Source organism: Nocardioides sp. GY 10127 (genome assembly GCF_004919085.1).
Lineage (GTDB): Bacteria > Actinomycetota > Actinomycetes > Propionibacteriales > Nocardioidaceae > Nocardioides.
Genome location: NZ_STGL01000004.1, coordinates 1 through 22,990, shown reverse-complemented (window position 1 = coordinate 22,990; position 22,990 = coordinate 1). Strand labels below are relative to the sequence as shown.

The window sequence follows — 22,990 nt, the reverse complement described above, 5'->3', positions numbered from 1 at the left end:
GCCGGGGAGGGAGGGCGGCCGCGAGGGGGTCAGCTGCTGCTGACCGACTTCAGGAACTCGATCGCCGACGGGTCGGCGAGGGTCGAGGTGTCGCCCAGGTCCCGCTTCTCGGCCACGTCGCGCAGGAGGCGCCGCATGATCTTGCCGGAGCGCGTCTTCGGCAGCTCGGGGACGATCATGATCTCGCGCGGGGTGGCGATCGGGCCGATCTCCTTGCGGACGTGCGCCCGCAGCTCCTTCACCACGTCCTCGTCGGCCTCGCCCGCGGCGATCGCGGAGTCACGCAGGATGACGAACGCGCAGACGGCCTGGCCGGTGTCGGCGTCGGTCGCGCCCACGACGGCCGACTCGGCCACCTTCGGGTGCGAGACGAGCGCCGACTCGATCTCGGTGGTGGAGAGCCGGTGGCCGGAGACGTTCATGACGTCGTCCACGCGGCCGAGCACCCAGATGTCGCCGTCCTCGTCCTTCTTCGCACCGTCGCCGGCGAAGTAGTAGCCCTGCTTGGCGAACCGGGACCAGTAGGTGTCCTTGAACCGCTCGTCGTCGCCCCAGATCGTGCGGAGCATGGACGGCCAGGGCTGGGTGAGCACGAGGTAGCCGCCGGAGCCGTTCGGGACCGGGTTGCCCTCGTCGTCCACGACCTCGGCGCCGACGCCGGGGATGGGCGTCATCGCGGAGCCGGGCTTGCCGGCGGTCACGCCCGGCAGCGGCGAGATCATCACCGAGCCGGTCTCGGTCTGCCACCAGGTGTCGACCACGGGCGTCCTGTCGCCGCCGATGACGGAGCGGTACCAGACGTAGGCCTCGGGGTTGATCGGCTCGCCGACCGAGCCGAGGATGCGGAGGCTGGAGAGGTCGCAGGAGTCCGGGACCTCGCGGCCCTGCTTCATGAACGAGCGGATCGCGGTGGGCGCCGTGTAGAAGAGCGTGACGCCGTACTCCTCGATGATCTTCCACCAGCGGCCGCGCTCGGGGCTGTCGGGCGTGCCCTCGTAGAGCACCTGGGTCGCACCGTTGGCCAGCGGGCCGTAGACGATGTAGCTGTGGCCGGTGACCCAGCCGATGTCGGCGGTGCACCAGTACACGTCGGTGTCGGGCTTGAGGTCGAAGATCGCCCAGTGCGTGTAGGCCGCGCCCGTGAGGTAGCCGCCGGTGGTGTGCAGGATGCCCTTGGGCTTGCCCGTGGTGCCCGAGGTGTACATGACGTAGAGCGGGTGCTCGGCGTCGAAGGCCTCGGGGGTGTGCTCGGTGGACGCCTTCTCGACGGCCTCGTGCCACCAGACGTCCACGGAGTCGTCCCACGCCACGTCCTGGCCGGTGCGCCGGACGACGAGGACCTTCTCGACGACGTCGGTCTTGGTGCGGGCCTCGTCGACGGCGGGCTTGAGCGCGGACGGGGCCCCGCGGCGGTAGCCGCCGTCGGAGGTGATGACGACCTTGGCCTGGCAGTCGTCGAGGCGCGAGGCGAGGGCGTCGGCGGAGAAGCCGCCGAACACGACGGTGTGCGGGGCGCCGAGGCGGGCGCACGCGAGCATCGCGACGACGGCCTCGGGGATCATCGGCATGTAGATGGCGACGCGGTCGCCGGTGGCCACGCCGAGCTCGGTCAGCGCGTTGGCCGCCTGGCTCACCATGTCCTGGAGCTCGGCGTAGGTGATCGAGCGCTTGTCCTCGAGCGGCTCGCCCACCCAGTGGATGGCGACCTTGTCCCCGCGGCCGGCCTCGACGTGGCGGTCGACGCAGTTGTAGGCGGCGTTGATCTTGCCGCCGGTGAACCACTGGGCGAAGGGCGGGTTGCTCCAGTCGAGCACCTGGTCCCACGGCTGGGCCCAGGACAGGCGGGCGGCCTGCTCGGCCCAGAAGCCCTCGCGGTCCTTCTCGGCCGCGGCGTAGGCGTCGGCGGTGAGGTTGGCGTGGGCGGCCAGCTCGGCGGGCGGCTCGAAGCGCCGCTCCTCCGAGAGCAGGTTCGCCAGGGTCTCGTCGGTCTGCTCGCTCAACGCAGGTCATCTCCTGACAGGACGTGGGTGGGACTGGGTGGATGGGGACGGGTGCTGCTGGTGGTGCTGCGGGTCGTGCTGGGCTGTGCTGGGTGGTGCTGGGTGGTGCCGCGGCGGTGGTGCGGACGCGCGGTGCGTGTCCCCCGTCACACTAGGGCGCAGGGAAAGGGTCGTCACGCGGGGTTGCCGTCACGTTGCCCCGGAGGCCGGTCGGGCACGACGGGCGGCGGTTGCGGGCGGACGAGCGGCGCCGAGGCTCCACGGGGGCCGGTGAAGCGGGACGGCCCGGGTCGGTGCTCCGACCCGGGCCGTCCGTGGGTGTGGCTGCGCGTGTGCCTGTGCGTGCGCCACGCGGCGTCAGTGCGAGACGGCCTCCTCCGCGCCGGCACCCGTGAGGGCCCGGACCTCGAGCTCGGTGAAGCTCTCCTCGGCGGAGGGCTCACGGGAGGTGATGGTGCCGAGGAACCCGAACAGGAAGCCCAGCGGGATCGCGACGATGCCGGGGTTCTCCAGCGGGAACCAGGCGATGTCGATGCTGGCCGGCAGCAGCGACAGGTTGGCGCCGGTGACCGGGTCGAGGCCCTTGCCGGACATGACCGGCGAGAAGAAGACCAGGATCAGCGAGGACGCCAGGCCGCCGTAGATGCTCCACGTGGCGCCGCGCGTGTTGAAGCGCCGCCAGAACATGTTGTAGACGATGGCCGGCAGGTTGGCGGAGGCCGCCACCGCGAAGGCCAGGCCGACCAGGAACGCGATGTTCAGGTTCTGGGCCGGGATCGCCAGGATGATCGCGACGAGGCCGATGCTGAAGGCGGCGATCCGGGTCACCCGGATCTCCTCCTTCTCCGTGGCCTGCCCCTTGCGGAGCACGTTGTTGTAGATGTCGTGCGCCACGGAGGCCGAGGAGGTCAGCGTCAGACCGGCGACGACCGCGAGGATCGTCGCGAACGCGACGGCCGAGATGACGGCCAGCAGGATCGCCCCGCCGGTGCTGCCGGCGCCGCCGCCGACGGCCTCGGCGAGCAGCGGGGAGGCCAGGTTGCCCTTCGACGCGGCGACCTCGGCGGCCTCGTCGCCCTTGAGCATGGCCGCGGCACCGAAGCCGAGGACCAGGGTGAAGAGGTAGAAGACGCCGATGAGGCCGATGGCCCAGAGGACGGACTTCCGGGCGTCGCGCGAGGTGGGCACGGTGTAGAAGCGGATGAGGATGTGCGGCAGGCCCGCGGTGCCCAGCACGAGCGCGAGGGCGAGCGAGATGAAGTCGATCTTGTGCGTGAGGTCGACGCCGTACTTCAGGCCGGGCTGGAGGAAGGCCTCGCCCTTGCCGGAGTTGTCGGCGGCCGCACCCAGCAGCTCGGAGAGGTTGAAGCCGTAGTGGGCCATCACCATGACGACGATGACGGCGGAGCCGGCCATGAGGAGCACGGCCTTGACGATCTGCACCCAGGTGGTGCCCTTCATGCCGCCGACGGTGACGTAGAAGATCATCAGGATGCCGACGGCGAAGATGACGAAGTTCTTGATCGCCTGGCTCTCGACGCCCAGGAGCAGCGCGACGAGCGAGCCGGCGCCCACCATCTGGGCGAGCAGGTAGAAGATCGACACGACGACGGTCGAGGTGGCGGCGGCCATGCGGACGGGCTTCTGCTTCATCCGGTAGGCCAGCTGGTCGGCCATGGTGTATCGGCCCGAGTTCCGCAGCATCTCGGCCACCAGGAGCAGGGCGACGAGCCAGGCGACGAGGAAGCCGACGGAGTAGAGGAAGCCGTCGTAGCCCGCGAGCGCGATGGCGCCGGAGATGCCGAGGAACGAGGCCGCCGACATGTAGTCGCCGCCGATCGCGAGGCCGTTCTGGAACCCGGAGAAGGAGCGGCCGCCGGCGTAGAAGTCCGCCGCGCCCGAGGTGGAGCGGCTCGCCCACACCGTGATGCCGATCGTCAGGGCGACGATCGAGAGGAACAGGATCGTGGTGAGTGCCTGGGTGCCCATCTCAGTCCTCCGACTCGGCGTCGTAGCGCTCGACGAGGCGCTTGGCCAGCGGGTCGAGCCGGTTGGTGGAGTAGCGGCTGTAGAGCCACGCGATGACGAAGGTCGAGACGAACTGGAGCAGGCCCAGCACGAGCGCCACGTTGACGTGGCCGACCACCTGGGTGCTCATGAAGTCGTGCGCGAAGCTCGAGAGGAGTACGTAGGCGAGGTACCAGGCGAGGAACGCCACGGTGGCGGGGAAGACGAACCCCCGGTAGGCCTTGCGGAGCGCGACGAAGTCGTCGCTCTCGTGCAGTCGGTCGTAGACCGGGTCGTGACGCCGCGCGTGCTCGTGCGGGTGATGGGTGTGAGCGGTCACTGCTTCCTCCCTCGAGGGTCTGGCCTGCCGGGGACGGACGGCCCCTGCGCCGTCCGTGCCCCCCGGGGCGTGTGATCGGCGTCACCCTAGGAGTGGGCCAGGTCACATCGACAGAAGCCGAACGCCCGCGTTCGCCCAGCGGTCGTCCAGGAGCGCCGAACGACCGCTCGTCGACGCCGAGTGGTTGCGGCCGCGTTGCGGACCCGTCGCTCCCGGAATCCGGCCCGGTCTTCCCGTAGAGTCGTCCGCGGCTCACCCCGGTGGCGCCGGTCCAGTCCTCGGGCCCGGCCGTCCTGCCGCACGACCTGCCTCTCCGCGGCGGCGGCAACTCGACATACGATGTTTACGCCCTCGTGCGCCGCAGGAAATCTTGCGAGCGCACCGTGCTGTCACGTCGGTCTCGCCACGTGCGGGTGCCATCCGGGTCGGACCCCTTGCCTTGACCCTGATCTGCTCCCGCGCGTCGCCGGATCGCACGTGGCCGGGCCCGCCCCCTCTCGAGGGGGCGGGCCCGATCCGTTTTTCGTCCTCATCCTCGTCCTGGTTCCGGCCGGCCCGGCGCGGGCTCCTCGCCGCTGACCGTCTCCGCGCTCCGGCGGGGTGGCCGTTCGGGCATCGCGGGCAGCTGGTCCGCTGGAGTCGGGCCTCGAGTGGGCCCGGGCGGTCCGCCGTGAGGTCGTGAGATCGCTGACCTCACGACGCCGTGAGGCGGCCCGGAGCGGGTCCGCAGCGCGCTTTCACGCCCGCTTCACGGCGGCCGTCCGCGTGGTCTTCACGCTGCCTTCACGACCCCGATCCTCCAGGTAAGCAGCCCCTCACGGGCTCACAACCTCACAGCCGTGAGGGTTGTGAGGAGGTGAGTCGAAGTTGACTATTGAGTGACGGCCGCCGCACCTTCGGCGAAATCTGCGAGGCACATCGTGGTGTCACCAGCGCGGCCCAGCCACGTTCCAACCGGGAGCCCGCGCCTGACCACCGCACCCACGCTTCCTTCCAGGAGACGACGTGACCACCTTGCAGAACCCGCAGGCCACCAAGGCCGCTGCCCGCCGCCGCACCGGCCGCTGGATCGACGACTGGCGTCCCGAGGACGCCGAGTTCTGGGAGAACGGCGGCCACCAGGTCGCCCGCCGGAACCTCGGTTGGTCGATCTTCGCCGAGCACCTCGGCTTCTCCGTCTGGCTGATCTGGTCGGTCTCGGCCGCCATGCTGGGCAAGAGCTTCGGCTACACGCCGCAGCAGCTCTTCTTCCTCGTCGCGGCCCCGAACCTCATCGGTTCGCTCATCCGCGTGCCCTACACCTTCGCCGTGCCGAAGTTCGGCGGCCGCAACTGGACCGTCGCCAGCGCCGCGCTGCTGCTCGTCCCGACGCTGCTCTACGTCTACGCCGTGCAGCACACCTCCACGCCGTACTGGGCGATGATCCTCATCGCCGCGACCGCCGGCCTCGGCGGCGGCAACTTCGCCTCCTCGATGGCGAACATCAACGCCTTCTACCCCGCCGACAAGAAGGGCGCGGCCCTCGGCCTCAACGCCGCCGGCGGCAACGTGGGCGTCTCCGTGATCCAGTTCGCCCTCCCCGTCATCGTCGGTGGCGCGGGCGTGTTCGGCCTGGTCAAGGCCTCCGAGAACGGCATCCACCTCGAGCGGGCCGGCTGGGTCTACGTCGCCCTCGCCGTCATCGCCGCCGCCGGCGCCTGGTTCTTCATGAACAACCTCGGCACCGCCGTCGCCTCGACCCGGGAGACCGCCCAGGTCACCAAGCGCTCGCAGACCTGGATCCTCTCGTTCCTCTACATCGGCACCTTCGGCTCCTTCATCGGCTACTCCGCCGCGATGCCCCTGCTGATCAAGATCGACTTCTCGCTCATCGACGCCGAGTCCGGCCTGGTCGTCGGCGGCATCAACTTCGCCTTCTTCGCCTTCCTCGGCGCCCTCGTCGGCTCCTTCACCCGCCCCGCCGGCGGCATCCTGGCCGACCGCTTCGGCGGCACCAAGGTCACCATCGGCGCCTTCGTCGCGATGATCGTCTTCACCGCCGCCGTGCTCTGGGTCCAGACCCAGCTCACCCCCATCGCCGGTGCCGCTGACCCGGCCGCCGCCGCGGCCGCCAACAAGGAGCACTTCCCGCTGTTCCTGACGTTCTTCCTGCTGGTCTTCGCGGCCACCGGTGTCGGCAACGGCTCGCTGTACCGGATGATCCCGACGATCTGGCGCTTCGAGGCCCTCGCCAAGGCTCCCGCCGGTGCCGACCGCAAGGCCGTCGTCCTCGAGGCGACCAAGGAGGCCTCCGCGGCCGTCGGCATCATCGGTGCCGCCGGTGCCATCGGTGGCTTCTTCATCCCGATGATGTTCGGCAACCCGTGGATCACCGCCCCGCTCGACGCCGTCCAGAACGCGTTCACGCTGTTCATCGGCTACTACGTGGTCTGCGCCGTCGTCACCTGGGCCGTCTACTCCCGCGCCGGCTCCCCGCTGGCCAAGGCCAAGGCCTGACGTTCCACCCCTGAGCCGGGCCCGGGTCAACGACGACCCGGGCCCGGCGCAGTGCTTCCCGCAGCACCCCCGCAGCACCCCCGCAGCACCTCCGCTGCACCCGCCAGGACCACCCGTCCACCTGTCTGCTCCGTCCAGGAGGCTCCCCGTGACCGGCACCCAGACCCGCACGCACTGCCCCTACTGCTCCCTGCAGTGCGGCATGACGCTCCAGCCCGGCCGCGCCGAGGGGCGCGCCACGCTGGAGGTCCTCCCCTGGGAGGATTTCCCGGTCAACGAGGGCGGCCTGTGCCGCAAGGGCTGGACCTCGGCCGGCCTCCGCGGCTCGCGCGAGCGGCTCACCAGCCCGCTGGTGCGCGACCGGGAGACCGGAGCGCTCACGGCCGTCACGTGGGAGGAGGCCCTCGACCACGTCGCCGACCGCCTCCGCACGATCCAGGACGAGCACGGGAAGGACGCCGTCGCGGTCTTCGGCGGCGGCGGCCTCACCAACGAGAAGGCCTACCAGCTCGGCAAGTTCGCCCGGGTCGCCCTCGGCACCAGCCAGATCGACTACAACGGCCGGTGGTGCATGAGCTCGGCCGCGTCCGCCGGCACCCGCACGTTCGGGGTCGACCGCGGCCTGCCCTTCCCGCTCTCCGACGTGGCGCAGGCGGAGGTCGTCGTCCTCGTCGGCTCCAACATGGCCGAGACGATGCCGCCGGCCGCCCGCTACCTCGACCGCTGCCGGGAGAACGGCGGCAAGGTCGTCGTCATCGACCCCCGGGTGACCGCCACCGCCGAGCGCGCGGACGTCGTGGTGCAGCCCGTCCCCGGCACCGACCTCGCCCTGGCGCTCGGGCTGCTGCACCTGGTGATCGCCGGTGGCCACGTCGACACCGCGTACGTGGAGGCCCGCACGAACGGCTTCGCCGCCGTCGCCGACTCCGTCGCCGCCTGGTGGCCCGAGCGGGTCGAGCGCGTCACCGGCGTGGCCGCCGAGGAGCTCCGCGCCCTGGCCGACCTCCTGGTCTCCCACCGCAAGGTCATGGTGCTCACCGCGCGCGGTGCCGAGCAGCACGCCACCGGTTCCGACACCGTCCTGGCCTGGATCGACCTGGCGCTCGCCCTCGGCCTGCCGGGCCGCGAGCACGCCGGGTACGGCTGCCTCACCGGCCAGGGCAACGGCCAGGGCGGCCGCGAGCACGGCCAGAAGAACGACCAGCTCCCCGGCTACCGGATGCTCGTCGACCCCGCCGCCCGCGCGCACGTCGCCGGCGTGTGGGGCGTCGACCCCGACAGCCTGCCCGGCCCCGGACGCAGCGCCTACGAGCTGCTCGACGCGCTCGGCACCGACGACGGCCCGAAGGCGCTCCTCGTCCACGGCTCCAACATCGTCGTCTCGGCCCCCAACGCCACCCACGTCGAGCAGCGCCTCGCGAGCCTCGACCTCCTCGTCGTCTGCGACATCGTGATGAGCGAGACCGCGGCGATGGCCGACGTCGTCCTCCCCGTCACCCAGTGGGCCGAGGAGACCGGGACCATGACCAACCTGGAGGGCCGGGTCATCCTGCGCCGCCAGGCGGTCGCACCGCCCCGCGGCGTCCACTCCGACCTCGACGTCGTCGCCGGCCTCGCCGAGCGCCTCAAGGCGCCGATCGCCTTCTCGACCGACCCCGAGGAGGTCTTCGAGGAGCTCGGTCGGGCCTCCGCCGGCGGCAAGGCCGACTACGCGGGCATCACCTACGAGCGCATCGAGGCCGAGAAGGGCGTCTTCTGGCCGTGCCCCGACGCCACCCACCCGGGCACCCCGCGGATGTTCACCGAGGCCTTCGCCCACCCGGACGGCCGCGCGAAGATGCACGTCGTGGAGCACCGCGGGACCGCGGAGCCGATCGACGAGGCCTTCCCGCTGCACCTCACCACCGGCCGGGTGCTGGCCCAGTACCAGTCGGGGGCGCAGACCCGCCGCATCCGCGAGCTGCCCGACACCGGCGCCTTCGTCGAGATGCACCCCCTCCTGGCCCGTCGGCTCGGCACCGCCGACGGCGAGCAGGTCACCGTCTCCACCCGCCGCGGGAGCGTCCAGGCCCCTGCGCGGGTGGTCACCACCATCCGACCCGACACCGTGTTCGTCCCCTTCCACTGGCTCGGGGTCAACCGGCTCACCAACGACGCGCTCGACCCGGCCAGCCGGATGCCGGAGTTCAAGGTCTGCGCCGCTTCCGTGGAGGTCTCGTGAACACCCAGCCCGCTCCCACCGCCCCTGGTGCTCCCGTGAGCGCGGCCCGGCAGCACCAGCCCGGGGCGCGCGAGGACGGCCGCGAGCGGCTCGTCGTCGTCGGCAACGGCATGGCTGCCACCCGCCTGGTCGAGCAGCTGGTGGCGCAGGGCTACCCGGGGCACGTCACGGTGCTCGGGGACGAGCAGGTCCCGTCCTACAACCGCATCCTGCTCTCCGCGGTGCTGGAGGGCACCCACGACCGCGAGGCGATCACGCTGCGCAGCGAGGACTGGTTCGCCGAGCACGGTGTCGACCTCCGGCTGGGTTCCCGCGTGCTCACGGTCGATCGCGACTACGGCGACGTCATGCTCGTCGACGGCACCACCATCGGCTTCGACAAGCTCGTGCTCGCCACCGGCTCGATCCCGACCCTCCCGCCGATGCGCGGGCTCGTGCGCCACGACGGCTCGCTGCACCCGCGCGTCCACGCGTTCCGCTCCGTCGCCGACTGCGAGGGCCTCGAGGCGGCCGTCGGGGCCCACCCGAAGGCCCGCGTCGTGGTCGTCGGCGGGGGCCTCCTGGGCCTCCAGGTGGCCCGCGCGCTCTCGCTGCGCGGCCTCACGGTCGAGGTCGTCGAGGCGGCCGACCACCTGCTCTCCCGCCAGGTCTCCGAGTCCGGCGCCAAGGTCCTGCGCCGCAGCCTGGAGCGGCTGGGCACCACCGTCTACACCGGCGCGCGCGTGACCCGGCTCGTCGAGCCCCCCAGCGGCCCCGTGGCCGACGGGGACGGCCCCGTCGGCCTGCAGCTCGACAACGGCTTCGTGCTCGAGACAGACCTCGTCGTCCTCACCTCCGGCGGCCGGCCGTCCACGGCGCTCGCCCGTGGTGCGGGCCTCGAGGTGCGCCGGGGGATCGTCGTCGACGACACCCTCGCCTCGGTCACCGACCCGCGCATCCACGCGATCGGCGACTGCGCCCAGCACGGCGGCGTCGTCCACGGCTTCGTCGCCCCCGCGTGGGAGCAGGCCGGCATCCTGGCGCGCCGCCTGTGCGGCGAGGACGTCCGGCACGAGGGCTCCCGGGTCGTCGCGCGGCTCCGCGCCACCGGCCTGGACGTCGCGGTGCTCGGCGACCCCGTCAACGCCGAGGGCGAGGACGTCGAGGTGTCCAACCCGATCACCGGCAAGCACAGCCACCTGGTGGTGCGTGACGGCCGGATCGTGGCGGCCTCGCTGGTCGGCGACCTGTCCCGCGTCGGGCTCATCACGCAGTACTACGATCACGGCACGGAGCTCGGGATGCTCGAGCCGGGCGACCTGCTGCTGCCCGACGTCGTGCCCACGCCGACCGTGCTGCCCGACGAGGCCGAGGTCTGCGCCTGCGCCGGCGTGACCGCGGGCGCGATCCGGGCCTGCTCCTCCCTGGAGGAGGTCCGCACGACCACCCGCGCGACCACCGGTTGCGGCGGGTGCGCCGGGGCCTGCAAGGACCTCCTGGCCGAGCGGCTCGGCGCCTCCTCGCAGCCGCAGCCGGTCTCCTGACGGCTCGACCCGGCGCCGGCCGCCCCGCAGCGTCCTTGCAGGTCAGAGGGCACTTCTCGGCTCATCCCGGAGCCCGGACCAGCCCGGTCTGGACCGTGAGGCCGTGAGGTCGCGGACGTGAGTCCGTGAGGCCCGTGAGGCGGTGAGGGAAGTGTCACCGGACGTGCGCGGAAGCGTGACGGACGGGCAATCCCGGCCCCGCAGAGTAGTAGTCGCAGCACCCACCCGTCTTCCCCGTCGCAGGGACCTCTGGAGGAACCATGAGTCAGCGTGAGCGCCTGGTCGTCGTCGGCCACGGCATGGTCGGCCACCGCCTGGTGCAGGCCGCCATCGAGCGTGGCCTGACCGAGCGGTACGACGTCGTCGTCCTCGGCGAGGAGCCCCGCGCGGCCTACGACCGCGTCGCCCTCACGTCCTACTTCTCCGCCACCTGCGCCGAGGAGCTCTCCCTGCTGCCGGGCGGCAGCTACGACCACGACGCGGTCGAGCTCCGGCTCTCCACCGAGGTCGTGGCGATCGACCGCGACGCCCGCACCGTCACGACGCGGGACAAGGTCTGCGGCACCGAGACCACGGTGGCCTACGACCAGCTGGTCCTCGCCACCGGCGCGGCCCCCTTCGTCCCGCCGGTGCCGGGTCGCGAGCACGAGGGCGTCTTCGTCTACCGCACGATCGAGGACCTGGACGCCATCCGCGAGGCCTCGCACACCGCGACGTCCGGCATCGTGATCGGCGGCGGCCTGCTCGGCCTCGAGGCGGCCAACGCCCTCGTCCAGCTCGGCCTGCAGACCCACGTCGTCGAGATGGCGCCGCGCCTCATGCCGGTCCAGCTCGACCAGGCGGGCGGCAGCACGCTGGTGCGGCACATCGAGAAGCTCGGCGTGAGCGTCCACACCGGCGTCATGACGGAGGCGATCACCGCCGACGAGGCCGGCCGCGTCAACGGGCTCGCGCTCAAGGACGCCGCCCCCGTCGAGGCCCAGGTCGTCGTCTTCTCCGCCGGCATCCGCCCCCGCGACCTCCTCGCCCGCGAGTGCGGCCTGGAGGTCGCCGACCGCGGCGGCGTCCTGGTCGACGACCAGTGCCACTCCTCCGACGAGCGGATCTGGGCGATCGGCGAGTGCGCCGCCCCCGCCGGCCGCATGTACGGCCTGGTGGCCCCGGGCTACGACATGGCCGAGGTCGTCGTCGACGCCCTCCTGGACGGCCCGGGCCGCTTCACCGGCGCCGACATGTCCACCAAGCTCAAGCTCCTCGGCGTCGACGTCGCCTCCTTCGGCGACGCCTTCGCGACCACCGAGGGCTCCCTCGAGCTCGTCTACTCCGACGCCGTCGCCGGGGTCTACAAGAAGCTCGTCGTCACCGAGGACGGCTCCCGCCTCCTCGGCGGCATCCTGGTCGGCGACGCCGCCGCCTACGGCCTCCTCCGCCCGATGGTCTCCTCCGGCATCCCGCTGCCGGAGAACCCGGAGGAGCTCATCCTCCCCGCCTCGCGCGGCGGCTCGACCGGCTCCGGCGTCGCCGCCCTGCCCGACGAGGCGCAGATCTGCTCCTGCAACAACGTGAGCAAGGGCGACATCGTCCACGCCGTCGAGCACGACGGCTGCGAGGACGTGGCCTCGGTCAAGAAGTGCACCAACGCCGGCACCACCTGCGGCTCCTGCGTCACCAGCGTCAAGGCGATCATCGAGGACCACTTCGCCAAGACCGGGCGCGAGGTCAACCGGGCGCTGTGCGAGCACTTCGCCGTGTCCCGCTCCGAGCTGTTCGAGATCGTCGCGATCCACGGTTACCGGACCTTCGCCGACGTCCTCGAGGCGCACGGCACCGGCCGCGGCTGCGACATCTGCAAGCCCACCGTGGCCTCGATCCTGGCCAGCCAGTTCAACGAGCACGTGCTGGAGGGGCGTCACCGCGGCCTCCAGGACACCAACGACGCGTTCCTGGCCAACATCCAGAAGAACGGCACCTACTCCGTCGTCCCGCGCATCCCCGGTGGCGAGGTGACGCCCGAGGGCCTCATCGTGATCGGCGAGGTGGCGCGCGACTTCGGGCTCTACACGAAGATCACGGGCGGCCAGCGCATCGACATGTTCGGTGCCCGGCTCGAGGACCTCCCGCTCATCTGGGGTCGCCTCGTGGACGCCGGCTTCGAGTCCGGCCACGCGTACGGCAAGTCCCTGCGGACCGTGAAGTCCTGCGTCGGCTCCGAGTGGTGCCGCTACGGCGTCCAGGAGTCGGTGAGCATGGCCATCCGGCTGGAGCTGCGCTACCGCGGCCTGCGCTCCCCGCACAAGCTCAAGGGCGGCGTCTCCGGCTGCGCCCGCGAGTGCGCCGAGGCGCGCGGCAAGGACTTCGGCGTCATCGCCACCGACAAGGGCTGGAACCTCTACGTCGGCGGCAACGGCGGCGCTACCCCGGCCCACGCCCAGCTCCTGGCCGGCGACCTGGACGACGAGACCCTCGTCCGCTACCTCGACCGGTTCCTCATGTACTACGTGCGCACCGCCGACCGGCTCCAGCGCACGGCGCCGTGGATCGACTCCCTCGACGGCGGTCTCGACCGCGTCAAGGCGGTCGTGGTGGACGACGTCCTCGGCCTCGGCTCCGAGCTCGAGCGCGAGATGGACCGCCACGTGGCGTCCTACTTCGACGAGTGGAAGGCGACCCTGGAGGACCCGGAGAAGCTCTCTCGGTTCGTCTCCTTCGTCAACGCCCCCGGCGTCCCGGACCCGAACATCAGCTTCACCACCGAGCGGGACCAGATCCGCCCGGTCAACCACGACGAGCCGGTCGTCCTCGGCTCCACGATCCCCGTCGGAGGCCCGCGATGACCGCCATCCTTCCCGACCGCACCGAGACCGAGGAGTGGACCGAGGTCTGCCGCCTCGAGCAGGTCCCCGCCGAGGGCGGCGTGGCCGCCCTGGTGGGCGGCGAGGCCGTGGCGATCTTCCGTGACCACCTCGACGAGGTGCACGCGCTGTCCAACGTGTGTCCCTTCGCTCGTGCTTCGGTGCTCTCCCGTGGCATCGTGGGCACCCGAGGCGGGGTGCCCTTCGTGGCCTCGCCGATGCTGAAGCAGCCTTTCCGCCTCTCCGACGGGGTGTGCCTCGACGACGAGGCAGTGCGGGTGGACACCTGGGACGTCAAGGTCGACGCCGGTGTCGTGCTCGTGGGGGCGAAGCGCACGCCGGCGTGAACTGCGCCGGCTCGATTCCCGAGGGGGAGCCGGTGGTCGAGGGTCTGGTCGAGGGCACGGCGGAGGACGCGGGCGCCCGGACGGGCTCGCTCGCGGGCTTCCGGATCGGCGTGACCGCCGCCCGCAAGAACGAGGAGCAGGTCGCCCTGCTCGAGCGGCGCGGCGCCGAGGTCGTCCTCGCCCCCGCCCTCTCCAGCGACCCCAACCGGGTGGACGAGGCGCAGCTGCGCCCCGCCACCGAGGCGGTCATCGCGAACCCGCCGCACATGTTCCTCGCCACCACCGGCGTGGGCATGCGCGCCTGGATCGAGCAGGCCCAGCAGTGGGGCCTGGACGAGGCGCTCGTCCGCGCCCTGCGGCCGGCCGAGATCCTCGCCCGCGGCCCCAAGGCCGTGGGCGCCCTGCGGGCCGTCGGCCTGCGCGAGCTGTGGTCGCCGCAGTCGGAGCTCTTCGAGGACGTCCTCGACCACCTGCGCGGCCGCGACCTCACCGGCAAGCGGATCGTCGTGCAGGAGCACGGCCAGTCGCTCTCGATGGTCGCCCACGCCCTGCGCCGCCAGGGCGCGGACGTCACCGTCGTGACCGTCTACCGCACGGTGACCGCTGAGGACCCGACGCCGATGTTCGCCCTCGTCGACCGCATCGCCGACCTCGAGCTGGACGCCGTCACGTTCACCTCCGCCCCCGCGGTCGCCGCCCTCATGGACGCCGCCACCTCCGTGGGGCGTCGCGACGACGTCGTCAGCGCGTTCCAGGCGGACGTCGTGGCCGTCTGCGTCGGCCCGGTGACCGCGGCCGCGTTCGAGCTGTGGGGCGTGCCGACCATCTATCCGCCGGACCGCTCGCGGATGGCGGCCATGATCAAGCTGATGGAGTCCGACCTGCCCTCGCGGCGGCAGGGCCTCTCGCTGGAGCTCGTGGGTGGGCACCAGCTGCTCATGCACGGCGAGTCCGTGCTGCTCGACGGCACCGAGGTCAAGCTGTCCCCGGCCCCCATGGCGGTCCTCGCCGCCCTCGTGGCGAACCCGGGCAACGTGGTGCCCCGCCGGGCGCTCCTGGCCCAGCTGCCCTCCGGCACCGCGGGCTCGGAGCACGCCGTGGAGATGGCCGTGGCCCGGCTCCGGGCCGCCCTCGGCACCCGCGCGGTCCAGACCGTCGTCAAGCGCGGCTACCGCCTGGCGGTGGAGGTGTGACCGCAGCGCCCCGCCTCGTCACCGTCGCCCACGGCACCCGCCGGGCCGGCGGCAACGAGGTCGCGCGCCGGCTCACCGCCGCCGCGGCCGAGCGGCTGGGCGTGGAGGCCGTCGCCGCCTACGTCGAGCTCTCCGAGCCGCTGCTCTCCGACGTGATGCGCACCGTGAGCGGTCCGGTGGCCGTCGTCCCGCTGCTGCTGTCCACGGGCTACCACGTCCGCCACGACCTGCCGGAGGCGTGCGCCCTGGCCCCCGCCGGCGCGGACGTCGCGCTCGGCCGCCCGCTCGGGCCCGACCCGCAGCTCGCGCTGGCGCAGGTCGACCGGCTGCTCGAAGCGGGCGCCCGGCCCGGCCAGCCGGTGACGATGGTGGCCGCCGGCTCCACCGACCCGCTCGGCTGGCGTGACCTGCGTGCCGCGACCCGGCACCTCATCGAGGGCTGGGGCGCCGAGGTCCGGCTGGCCACCCTCGCGGGGCTGGGCAAGCGCCCCGAGGAGGTGCTGCAGCCGGGGGACGCGGTCTCGCTCTACCTGCTGAGCCCCGGGCTGTTCTCCCGCCGGGTCACCGAGGCCGCGGCGGCCGCCGGGGCCGGGCCGGTGGCCGACGTCCTCGGGACCCACCCGACGGCCGTGGACGTGGTCGCCGGGCGGGCCGCCGCGCTGCTGGGGGCCGCGACGTCGGTCTGAGGGGTGTGGGCGCGTGCCTGGGCGTCGGCTGTGAGTCCGGGCCCACACTAGAGAGGTAACCTCCGAATAAGGTAAGCCTTACTCCATGACCACTGTCGCTGACGCCCAGACCCCGCTCTCCCTGGTCCGCCGCCGCGCCGAGCTGGTGCGCCGGGTGGCCACGGTCGAGTCCGTGACCACCCTGGCCGGCACCGCCGAGGCGCCCCGCTACGTCCGCCTCGTGCTGCGCGGCGCCGAGCTGGAGGGCTTCACCTCCGCGGGCGCCGACGACCACCTGCGGTTCTTCGCCCCCGGCGCCGACGGCGTGCTCGTCCTGCCCGAGATCGGCCCGGACGGACCCGTCCAGCCCGCGCCGGGCCAGCCGCGCCCCGTCTCCCGGGAGTACACCCCGGTGGCCTGGGGCGGCACCGGCGAGGACGCCACCCTCACCCTCGAGCTCGTCGTGCACGCCGGCGGCCACGCCTCGGACTGGGTGGTCGGCGCGCAGCCCGGCGACACCGTGGCCGTGGGTGGGCCGCGCGGGTCGATGCTCATCGAGGGCACGCCGGCCTGGTACCTGCTTGCGGGCGACCTCACCGCCCTCCCGGCGATCCGCCGCCACCTCGCCGCCACCGCCGGCGCGCCCACGACGGTCCTCGTGCTCGTGGCCGGTGAGGAGGAGGCCGCGATGGTGTCCGACGAGCTCGTGCTCCCGGCCGGGGCGAGCCTGCGCGTCCTCGTCGACGCGGACGTCGCCACCGGCTCCACCGCGGCGCTCGCCGAGGCCGTCACCAGCTGGACCCCGCCCGGCGACCCCGCCGCTGGGTTCGCCTTCGTGGCCGCCGAGCAGTCGATCGTGGCCCCGGCGAAGGCGCGGTTCTCGGTCCTCGGTGTCACCACGCACGTCGCGAAGGGCTACTGGCGCCTCGGGGACGACGAGCACCACGCCGCGCACTGACCCCCGCTGTCCTTCCCCCTCCCTGCTGCTCCCCGCTGCCGGTGGGGGGACGTCATACGTCTGGGTGCGTCCTAGGGCCGGTTTGTATGACGTCCGGGGCCGGTGGGTGGGACGTCATGCGTCCGGGTGCGTCCCACGGCCGGTTCGTATGACGTCCGGGGCCGGTGGGCGGGACGTCATACGTCTGGGCGCGTCCCACGGACGGTTCGTATGACGTCCCGAGCCGCCCCGCGGAGCAGCCCGCCGGGGAACCCCCGGACTCAGCCCCGGTCGAGGTCGAGCGCCTCGGGGGTGTGCAGTCGGACCATGAACCGTCGGACGTGGGGCGCCTCGGGCTGACGGGTGAGCAGGCTGACGACCACCATCACGGCGGTGGCGAGCGGGATGCTCCACAGCGCCGGCCGGGCGGTGAGGACGCCGACCCAGCCGGCCGTGCCGTCCAGGTAGAGCGTGACGAGCGCGGCCAGGCCGGAGCCGACCCCGCCGGTCACCAGCCCCGCGGCGGCGCCGGCCGGGGTGAGCGGCCGCCACCAGATGCCGAGCAGCAGCAGGGGCGCGAAGGTCGAGGCGGCCATCGCGAACGCCAGCCCCACAGTGGTCGCCACCCCGGCGCTCGGCTCGCCCAGGGCCACAGCCGCGGGCACGACGACGGCGATGACCGACCCCAGCCGGAACGCTGCGACGCCGCCGAGCCGCCGTCCGGCCCACGTGCGGCCCGTGACGTCCTGCCCGAGGACGCCCGCCACCGCGATGGCGAGGCCGGAGGACGTCGAGAGGAACGCGGCGAACGCGCCGGCGACCACGAGGCCGGTGAGGACGTCGCCGCCCAGCCCGGGGACCACGAGCCGCGGCAGCAGCAGGACGAGGAGGTCCGACTCGCCGGCCGCCGCGAGCTCGGGGGCGTAGACCCGGCCGAGGGCGCCGTAGACCGGCGGGATCAGGTAGAAGAGCCCGAGCAGCGTGAGCACGAGGAGGGTCGAGCGCCGCGCGGTGCGGCCGTCGGGGTTCGTGTAGAAGCGGACCACCACGTGGGGGAGCCCCATGGTGCCGAGGAACGTCGCGGCGATGAGCGAGTACGTGAGGTAGAGGCCCTGGGAGCCGCCGGCGGCGAGCGGGTCGGACCAGGCGAGGACGTCGGTCGGGAAGTCGGTCCGGCCGAGCGCCGCGGCGTCGGGTCGGCCGTCGTCGAGCCAGACGGCGAGCATGACCATCGCGGGGACGAGCAGCGCGGTGAGCTTGAACCAGTACTGGAACGCCTGGACCAGCGTGATCGAGCGCATCCCGCCCCCGGTCACGTTCACGAGGACGATCGAGGCGACGCCCGCCGGCCCCACCCACGTCGGCAGGCCGAGGGCGGCGCCGAGCGTGACGCCGGCGCCCTGGAACAGCGGCAGCAGGTAGAGCCACCCGATCGCCACGACGAGCACCGAGCAGATGGTCCGCACCTGGGCGGAGTCCAGCCTGGCCTCGGCGAAGTCGGGGAGCGTGTAGGCGCCCGAGCGGCGCAGCGGGGCCGCGACCAGCGCGAGCATGACGAGGTAGCCGGCGGTCCAGCCGACCGGGTACCAGAGCATGTCCGCGCCGAAGGTGAGCAGCAGCCCCGCCGCCCCGAGGAACGAGGCCGCCGAGAGGTACTCGCCGCTGATCGCCGCCGCGTTGGTGAACGCGGGGACGCTGCGCGAGGCCACCATGAAGTCGCTGGTGGTGCGCGAGAGCCGCAGCCCGAGGCTGCCGATCCCGAGGGTGGTGACCACGACCAGCGCCACCCCGACGGCGCCGGGCCACACGGCGGCGGTCACGGCCGGTCCTCCCGCGGGTGGCACGGGGGCCGGTCCGCGGGCCGGCAGGCGGCCGGGGTGCGCTCAGCGCTCATCGTCCAGCTCCCGCAGCAGCTCGGCGAAGGTGTCCTCGTTGCGCTCGGCCCGCCACACGAACCGCCAGGCCGCGAGCACGAGGAGGGGGTAGGGGACGACGCCGAGCAGCCACCAGGGCAGCGCGATGCCCAGCAGCCGGACGCCTGCCAGCCACGGCAGCGCCCAGAACAACAGCGGCAGCGTCCCGAGGCCGATCGCGAGGACCCCGAGGGTGCGCACCCCCAGCCACAGCTGCTCGCGCACCAGCGCGCGCACGTACAGCGACCCGAGGCGGGACTCGGCGTCCACCTCCCGCGTGCGGGGTCGGGGCGGACGCCGGCGCGGGGGACCGGTCACCCGGACGCGCTGCGGCCGCTCGGCGGTCACCGGCCCGGCCTCACGCCTGGGTGCGGCGCGCGAGCCGCTCGCGGAGCTGGCGGGTGTGCCGACGGCTCACCCCGAGCTCGGTGCCCCCGGTGATGACCACGGAGCAGCGTCCTGCCTCCATCCGCACCTCGGTGACGTGCTGCATGGCCACCAGCAGGGAGCGGTGGATGCGGACGAACCCGGCGGGGCCCCACTCCTCCTCCAGCGCGGTGAGCGGCGTGCGGACCAGGTGCGACCCCGCGCCCGTGTGCAGGCGGGCGTAGTCGCCCTGGGCCTCCACGTGCGTGATCGCGCTGCGCTGCACGAACCGGGTCACGCCGCCCAGCTCCACGGGGATCTGGACGTCGGTCGGCGGCGCCGGGGCCTCCGCGGGACCGCCGACGCGGCGCACCGCCTCGGCGAGGCGGTCGGCCCGCACGGGCTTGAGGACGTAGTCGACCGCCTGGAGGTCGAAGGCCCGCAGCGCGTGCTCCTCGTGGGCGGTGACGAACACGATCCGGGGCGGGGTCCGGAAGTTGCCCAGGAGCTCGCCGAGCTCGAGGCCGGAGAGGCCGGGCATCTGGACGTCGAGGAAGACCGCGTCCACGGCGGTCTCCCGCAGCACGCGCAGGGCGTCGGTGGCCGAGGACGCCCCGAGGACCTGCCCGACGCGCTCGTCCTGGCCCAACAGGTAGGTGAGCTCGTCGAGCGCGGGCCTCTCGTCGTCGACGACCAGCACCTTCAGACCCGCCACGCGCACGTTCCTCCCCCGACACCGGTGCGGGGGCCCGCCTCCCGGGACCCTCCGCACCGCGTCACCCTGCCGCACCCGCGCGCTGCGCGCCAGGGGTCTCGTGCGACGGACGTCACGCGAGGACGCCGGGGGCGAACTTCGGCACCCGGACGATCACCTTCGTGCCGGCGCCCCGGGCGGTCTCGACGACCAGCCCGAAGTCCTCGCCGTAGGTGGCCCGCAGCCGGCCGTCGACGTTGCCCATGCCCACGGAGTCGTTCTCGTGGTCGCCGGCCAGGACCCGGGCGATGTGCTCGGGGTCCTCGCCGGCCCCGTCGTCGTCGACCTCGATCACGCAGTCCAGCCCCGCGTCCCGCGCGGAGATGCGGATGTGGCCGCCCTCCGGCTGCCCCTCCAGGCCGTGCCGCACCGCGTTCTCCACCAGCGGCTGGAGGCACAGGTAGGGGATGGCGACCGGCAGCACCTCGGGGGCGATGGTGAGCGTGACGGACAGCCGCTCGCCGAAGCGGGCCTGCTCGAGCAGGAGGTACTGCTCGACCGAGCGCAGCTCCTCGGCCAGCGTCGTGAACTCGCCGTGCTTGCGGAAGGAGTAGCGGGTGAAGTCGGCGAACTCCAGGAGCAGCTCGCGGGCACGCTCGGGGTCGGTGCGGACGAAGCTGGCGATCGCGCCGAGGGAGTTGAAGATGAAGTGCGGGCTGATCTGCGCCCGCAGCGCCCGGACCTCGGCCTCCATCAGCCGCGTGCGGGAGGAGTCCAGCTCGGCCAGCTCGAGCTGGCCCGAGACCCAACGGGCCACCTCCTCGGTGGTGCGGGCCAGGCCGGCGCCGGCGAAGACGTCGAAGACCACGAGCGTCCCGACGACCCGGTCCTCCACCACCAGCGGGCTCGCCACGGCCGAGCGGATCTCGCAGTCGCGGACGGTGCAGCGCAGGTCGCGCCGGTCGAAGGCGCGTGGCCCCTCCCGCTCGAGCGTCGCGGCGACGATCGCCGGGACGTGCTGGGCGTGGTGGTAGGCGGCGCCGTCCCACGCGAGCAGGCCGGCGGTGTCGGTGACGGCCATGGCGGGCGCGTCGAGCAGGGCACGCAGGTGCCGGACGGCGGCCTCGGCGCTGCTCCGGGAGAGCCCCGCGCGCAGCGCCGGCGCCGCCAGCGAGGCGGTGTGCAGCGTCCGGAACGTCGCGTGCTCGGCGTCCGTGCCGAGGTGACGGCGCCGCCACGCGCCGAGTCGCCGCCGCGGGGGCAGGGGCGGCACGGCGTCGTCGGGGTGGCCCTCGAGGCCGGGCTGCTGGCCGGCCGGGCCGGCCTGGCCGGCCTGGCCGTCCTCGTCGGGCTGGGGGCTCACGGGCGGACCGTCAGCGCAGGTCGATGAGGAGCAGGCCCTCGTCGGGCAGCGCCGCCTGGGGCGCCGAGCCGAGGGCCACCTCGATGCGCGGGAGGCTGCCGGTCGTGATGACCATGCGGTCGTCGCGCTCCGCGGCCGGAGGCTTCTCGTCCCACTCGTCGGGGTGCCACGACTGGGTGTCCTCGAGGTCGTCCGCGTGGGTGTGGGTGCCCGTCTCCGTCGTCCCGGCCTCCGTCGGGCGGGCCTCGGGGGTGTCTGCCGCCTCGAGGACGGGCTCGCGGGTGGGCTCGGGGGCGGGCTCGGGGGCGGGCTCCGGCTCGGGCGGACGCGGCGCGGCCTGCGAGACGAAGCAGCGGGCGACCAGCGGGAGCTGCATCCCGTCCATGCCGCGGCCGTACCCGGAGTAGAGCTCGCGGACGTCGGCGAGCACCCGCTCGCGGGCCGCGTCGCCGAGCGTGGAGATGCCCGAGCGGCTGGCCGCCATGTCGAGCAGCGAGCGCTCGTCGACGACGTGCCAGTGGCGGTGCTCCGCGGCCTCGTGCTCCTGGAGCAGCGGGCTGGCGAGCAGCGGGTCGGCCAGGTCGTCGCGCTGCTCGGCGTCCCCGAGCATCCGGCTGAGCCGACGCACCCAGGGAACCCGGGTGTCGAACGCGTTCCACACGGCGGCGAAGCGGCCGCCGGGCACCAGCACGCGGCTGATCTCGGGCAGGGCCGCCTCGGCGTCGAACCAGTGGAAGGCCTGGGCGGTGACGACGACGTCGAAGGAGGCGGTGGCGAAGGGGAGGCGCTCGGCGGCGGCGATCTCGGCGGGCACGTCGGGGAGGCGGGCGGAGAGGAGCTCGAGCATGGCGGGGTCGACGTCGGTGGCGACGACGTGGTGGCCGAGCGCGACCAGCTGCTCGGTGAGCTGACCGGTGCCGGCCCCCAGCTCGAGGACGCGGCACGGCGTCTCGCCCACCAGCCAGGCGGCCGCGGCGCGCGGGTACCCGGGTCGGCCGCGGTCGTACGCCGCGGCGACGGACCCGAAGGATCGCGCGAAGGACTCGTGCTGGCTCATGCATGAGGATGCTAGCCGCGGGCCGGGGGTCTCCGGTGGCGGCGCGCGGCCGTCCCGTGGGTAGCCTGCCCGGGTGAGTGCCGACCCGCTGGCCCCGCTGCTCGCCCTGGAGGGCGTCCCGAGCGCCTTCGTCGCCGCGCGCGACGCGGTGGACGTCGTGCTGCGCGACCGCGGCCTGCGCCGCACCAGCCCGGAGACGACCGCCGAGTCGCTGCTGCGCGGCGCCCACGCGTCCGCCGCCCTCGACGGGTCGCCCGCCACCCTCGCCGAGATGCGCGCCGGGGAGGCCGACGACCCGGCCGCCCTCGCCGCACTGCGGGTCTCCACCGAGCTGCTCGCGCTCGCGCCCGTGCTGCGCAGCACCCCCCTCCAGGCGTTCGCCCGGCTGCACGCCCTCGCCGCCGCCGGCGAGCGTCCCGACGACGAGCTCGGCCGCCCCCGCGACGCCGAGGCCGCCAACCGCCTGCGCGGCCTCGCCCAGCTGCTCACCGCGCCCACCCAGGCGCCCGCCCTCGTCGTCGCGGCCGTCGTCCACGGCGAGCTGGCCACCCTCGCCCCCTTCGGCAGCCACGACGCGATCGTCGCCCGGGCCGTCGAGCGACTCGTCCTCGTCGCCCGGGGCGTCGACGAGAAGTCGCTCGTCGTCCCCGAGGCCGGCCACCTGCTCCTCCGGGCGGCCTACCTGCAGGGACTCGACGGCTTCCGGGACGGCGGCCAGCCCGGCGTCCACGCCTGGCTGCTGCACTGCGCGCAGGCGTACGCCGCCGCCGCCGAGGCCTCGCCGCTCCGGCGGGCTGCTGACTGACCTGGTGCTCGGTGCCCGCTGGGTGCTGGGTGGGCGGTGTGTGAGCAACCGGTTCTGTGTCGGGGTCGGTTGGTGGGGCACCGCTGGTCGGCCTGGTGCGGGGTGGCGGTGTGTGAGCAACCGTTGTGGTGTCGCGGTGGGTTGCTGTGGCACCGCTGGTCGGCCTGGTGCGGGGTGGCGGTGTGTGAGCAACCGTTGTGGTGCCTTGGGC

The 22,990-nt window shown here is 73.5% G+C and carries 17 protein-coding genes; 9 read left to right on the top strand and 8 right to left on the bottom strand.

Translation table 11 applies throughout. The features are described 5' to 3' along the window. Positions 1 to 29 precede the first annotated feature (29 nt). From acs to E8D37_RS07145, 3 genes are all read right to left on the bottom strand, one after another. Positions 30 to 2,000 (bottom strand): acetate--CoA ligase, encoded by a 1,971-nt coding sequence (gene acs, locus E8D37_RS07155; RefSeq protein ID WP_136569108.1) that lies wholly within the window; start codon positions 1,998 to 2,000, stop codon positions 30 to 32. 357 nt (positions 2,001 to 2,357) lie between these two features. Continuing rightward, positions 2,358 to 3,989 (bottom strand): cation acetate symporter, encoded by a 1,632-nt coding sequence (locus E8D37_RS07150; protein ID WP_136569107.1) that lies wholly within the window; start codon positions 3,987 to 3,989, stop codon positions 2,358 to 2,360. A 1-nt stretch (position 3,990) separates the two neighbouring features. After that, positions 3,991 to 4,347: a DUF485 domain-containing protein gene (locus E8D37_RS07145; RefSeq protein WP_136569106.1), complete on the bottom strand. Its 357-nt coding sequence runs from the start codon at positions 4,345 to 4,347 to the stop codon at positions 3,991 to 3,993. Positions 4,348 to 5,352: 1,005 nt separating this feature from the next. On the opposite strand from E8D37_RS07145, the gene E8D37_RS07140 reads away from it, so the two are divergent. The 8 genes from E8D37_RS07140 to E8D37_RS07105 all read left to right on the top strand — a co-directional run bounded on the left by E8D37_RS07140 (position 5,353) and on the right by E8D37_RS07105 (position 16,602). Beyond that, the gene (locus E8D37_RS07140) at positions 5,353 to 6,843 is read left to right on the top strand and encodes an MFS transporter (RefSeq protein ID WP_136569105.1); all 1,491 of its coding nucleotides are present in this window, start codon (positions 5,353 to 5,355) and stop codon (positions 6,841 to 6,843) included. Between the two features lie 148 nt (positions 6,844 to 6,991). Then, the gene (locus E8D37_RS07135) at positions 6,992 to 9,064 is read left to right on the top strand and encodes a molybdopterin oxidoreductase family protein (RefSeq protein ID WP_136569104.1); all 2,073 of its coding nucleotides are present in this window, start codon (positions 6,992 to 6,994) and stop codon (positions 9,062 to 9,064) included. After that, positions 9,061 to 10,587, top strand: a complete 1,527-nt coding sequence (locus E8D37_RS07130) for an FAD-dependent oxidoreductase (protein WP_240770255.1) — start codon at positions 9,061 to 9,063, stop codon at positions 10,585 to 10,587. Before E8D37_RS07135 ends, E8D37_RS07130 begins: the two co-directional genes overlap by 4 nt. Positions 10,588 to 10,847: 260 nt before the next feature. Beyond that, positions 10,848 to 13,421, top strand: coding sequence for a nitrite reductase large subunit NirB (gene nirB / locus E8D37_RS07125; protein WP_136569103.1), 2,574 nt, complete (start codon positions 10,848 to 10,850; stop codon positions 13,419 to 13,421). Next, entirely contained in the window at positions 13,418 to 13,786 is a 369-nt protein-coding gene (gene nirD, locus E8D37_RS07120) for a nitrite reductase small subunit NirD (protein WP_136569102.1), read from the top strand. Before nirB ends, nirD begins: the two co-directional genes overlap by 4 nt. 32 nt (positions 13,787 to 13,818) lie before the next feature. Beyond that, the gene (locus E8D37_RS07115; RefSeq protein ID WP_240770254.1) at positions 13,819 to 14,979 is read left to right on the top strand and encodes a uroporphyrinogen-III synthase; all 1,161 of its coding nucleotides are present in this window, start codon (positions 13,819 to 13,821) and stop codon (positions 14,977 to 14,979) included. Then, positions 14,976 to 15,665 (top strand): CbiX/SirB N-terminal domain-containing protein, encoded by a 690-nt coding sequence (locus tag E8D37_RS07110; protein ID WP_136569101.1) that lies wholly within the window; start codon positions 14,976 to 14,978, stop codon positions 15,663 to 15,665. Before E8D37_RS07115 ends, E8D37_RS07110 begins: the two co-directional genes overlap by 4 nt. An 85-nt stretch (positions 15,666 to 15,750) precedes the next feature. Next, entirely contained in the window at positions 15,751 to 16,602 is an 852-nt protein-coding gene (locus tag E8D37_RS07105) for a siderophore-interacting protein (RefSeq protein WP_136569100.1), read from the top strand. Between the two features lie 260 nt (positions 16,603 to 16,862). Here the strand turns inward: E8D37_RS07105 and E8D37_RS07100 are convergent, their stop codons facing one another. The 5 genes from E8D37_RS07100 to E8D37_RS07080 form a co-directional block, all read right to left on the bottom strand. Beyond that, positions 16,863 to 18,401: a cation acetate symporter gene (locus E8D37_RS07100; protein WP_206055626.1), complete on the bottom strand. Its 1,539-nt coding sequence runs from the start codon at positions 18,399 to 18,401 to the stop codon at positions 16,863 to 16,865. A 63-nt stretch (positions 18,402 to 18,464) separates the two neighbouring features. Then, complete coding sequence (locus tag E8D37_RS07095; RefSeq protein ID WP_136569099.1) at positions 18,465 to 18,842, bottom strand: hypothetical protein; 378 nt, start codon at positions 18,840 to 18,842, stop codon at positions 18,465 to 18,467. Positions 18,843 to 18,852: 10 nt separating this feature from the next. Beyond that, positions 18,853 to 19,575 (bottom strand): LytTR family DNA-binding domain-containing protein, encoded by a 723-nt coding sequence (locus tag E8D37_RS07090; RefSeq protein WP_346763585.1) that lies wholly within the window; start codon positions 19,573 to 19,575, stop codon positions 18,853 to 18,855. Between the two features lie 112 nt (positions 19,576 to 19,687). After that, positions 19,688 to 20,917: a histidine kinase gene (locus E8D37_RS07085; protein ID WP_346763584.1), complete on the bottom strand. Its 1,230-nt coding sequence runs from the start codon at positions 20,915 to 20,917 to the stop codon at positions 19,688 to 19,690. 10 nt (positions 20,918 to 20,927) lie between these two features. Continuing rightward, complete coding sequence (locus E8D37_RS07080) at positions 20,928 to 21,974, bottom strand: class I SAM-dependent methyltransferase (protein ID WP_136569097.1); 1,047 nt, start codon at positions 21,972 to 21,974, stop codon at positions 20,928 to 20,930. A 73-nt stretch (positions 21,975 to 22,047) separates the two neighbouring features. Here E8D37_RS07080 and E8D37_RS07075 point away from each other — a divergent pair, with 73 nt between their 5' ends. After that, the gene (locus E8D37_RS07075; protein WP_136569096.1) at positions 22,048 to 22,779 is read left to right on the top strand and encodes an oxidoreductase; all 732 of its coding nucleotides are present in this window, start codon (positions 22,048 to 22,050) and stop codon (positions 22,777 to 22,779) included. Positions 22,780 to 22,990: the final 211 nt, after the last annotated feature.

What these genes read in the sequence shown, in the direction of transcription:
- nirB (WP_136569103.1), top strand. Translation starts at nt 10,848, where the DNA reads ATGAGTCAGCGTGAGCGCCTGGTCGTCGTCGGCCACGGCATGGTCGGC.
- nirD (WP_136569102.1), top strand. Translation starts at nt 13,418, where the DNA reads ATGACCGCCATCCTTCCCGACCGCACCGAGACCGAGGAGTGGACCGAG.
- E8D37_RS07080 (WP_136569097.1), bottom strand. Translation starts at nt 21,974, where the DNA reads ATGAGCCAGCACGAGTCCTTCGCGCGATCCTTCGGGTCCGTCGCCGCG.
- E8D37_RS07150 (WP_136569107.1), bottom strand. Translation starts at nt 3,989, where the DNA reads ATGGGCACCCAGGCACTCACCACGATCCTGTTCCTCTCGATCGTCGCC.
- E8D37_RS07105 (WP_136569100.1), top strand. Translation starts at nt 15,751, where the DNA reads ATGACCACTGTCGCTGACGCCCAGACCCCGCTCTCCCTGGTCCGCCGC.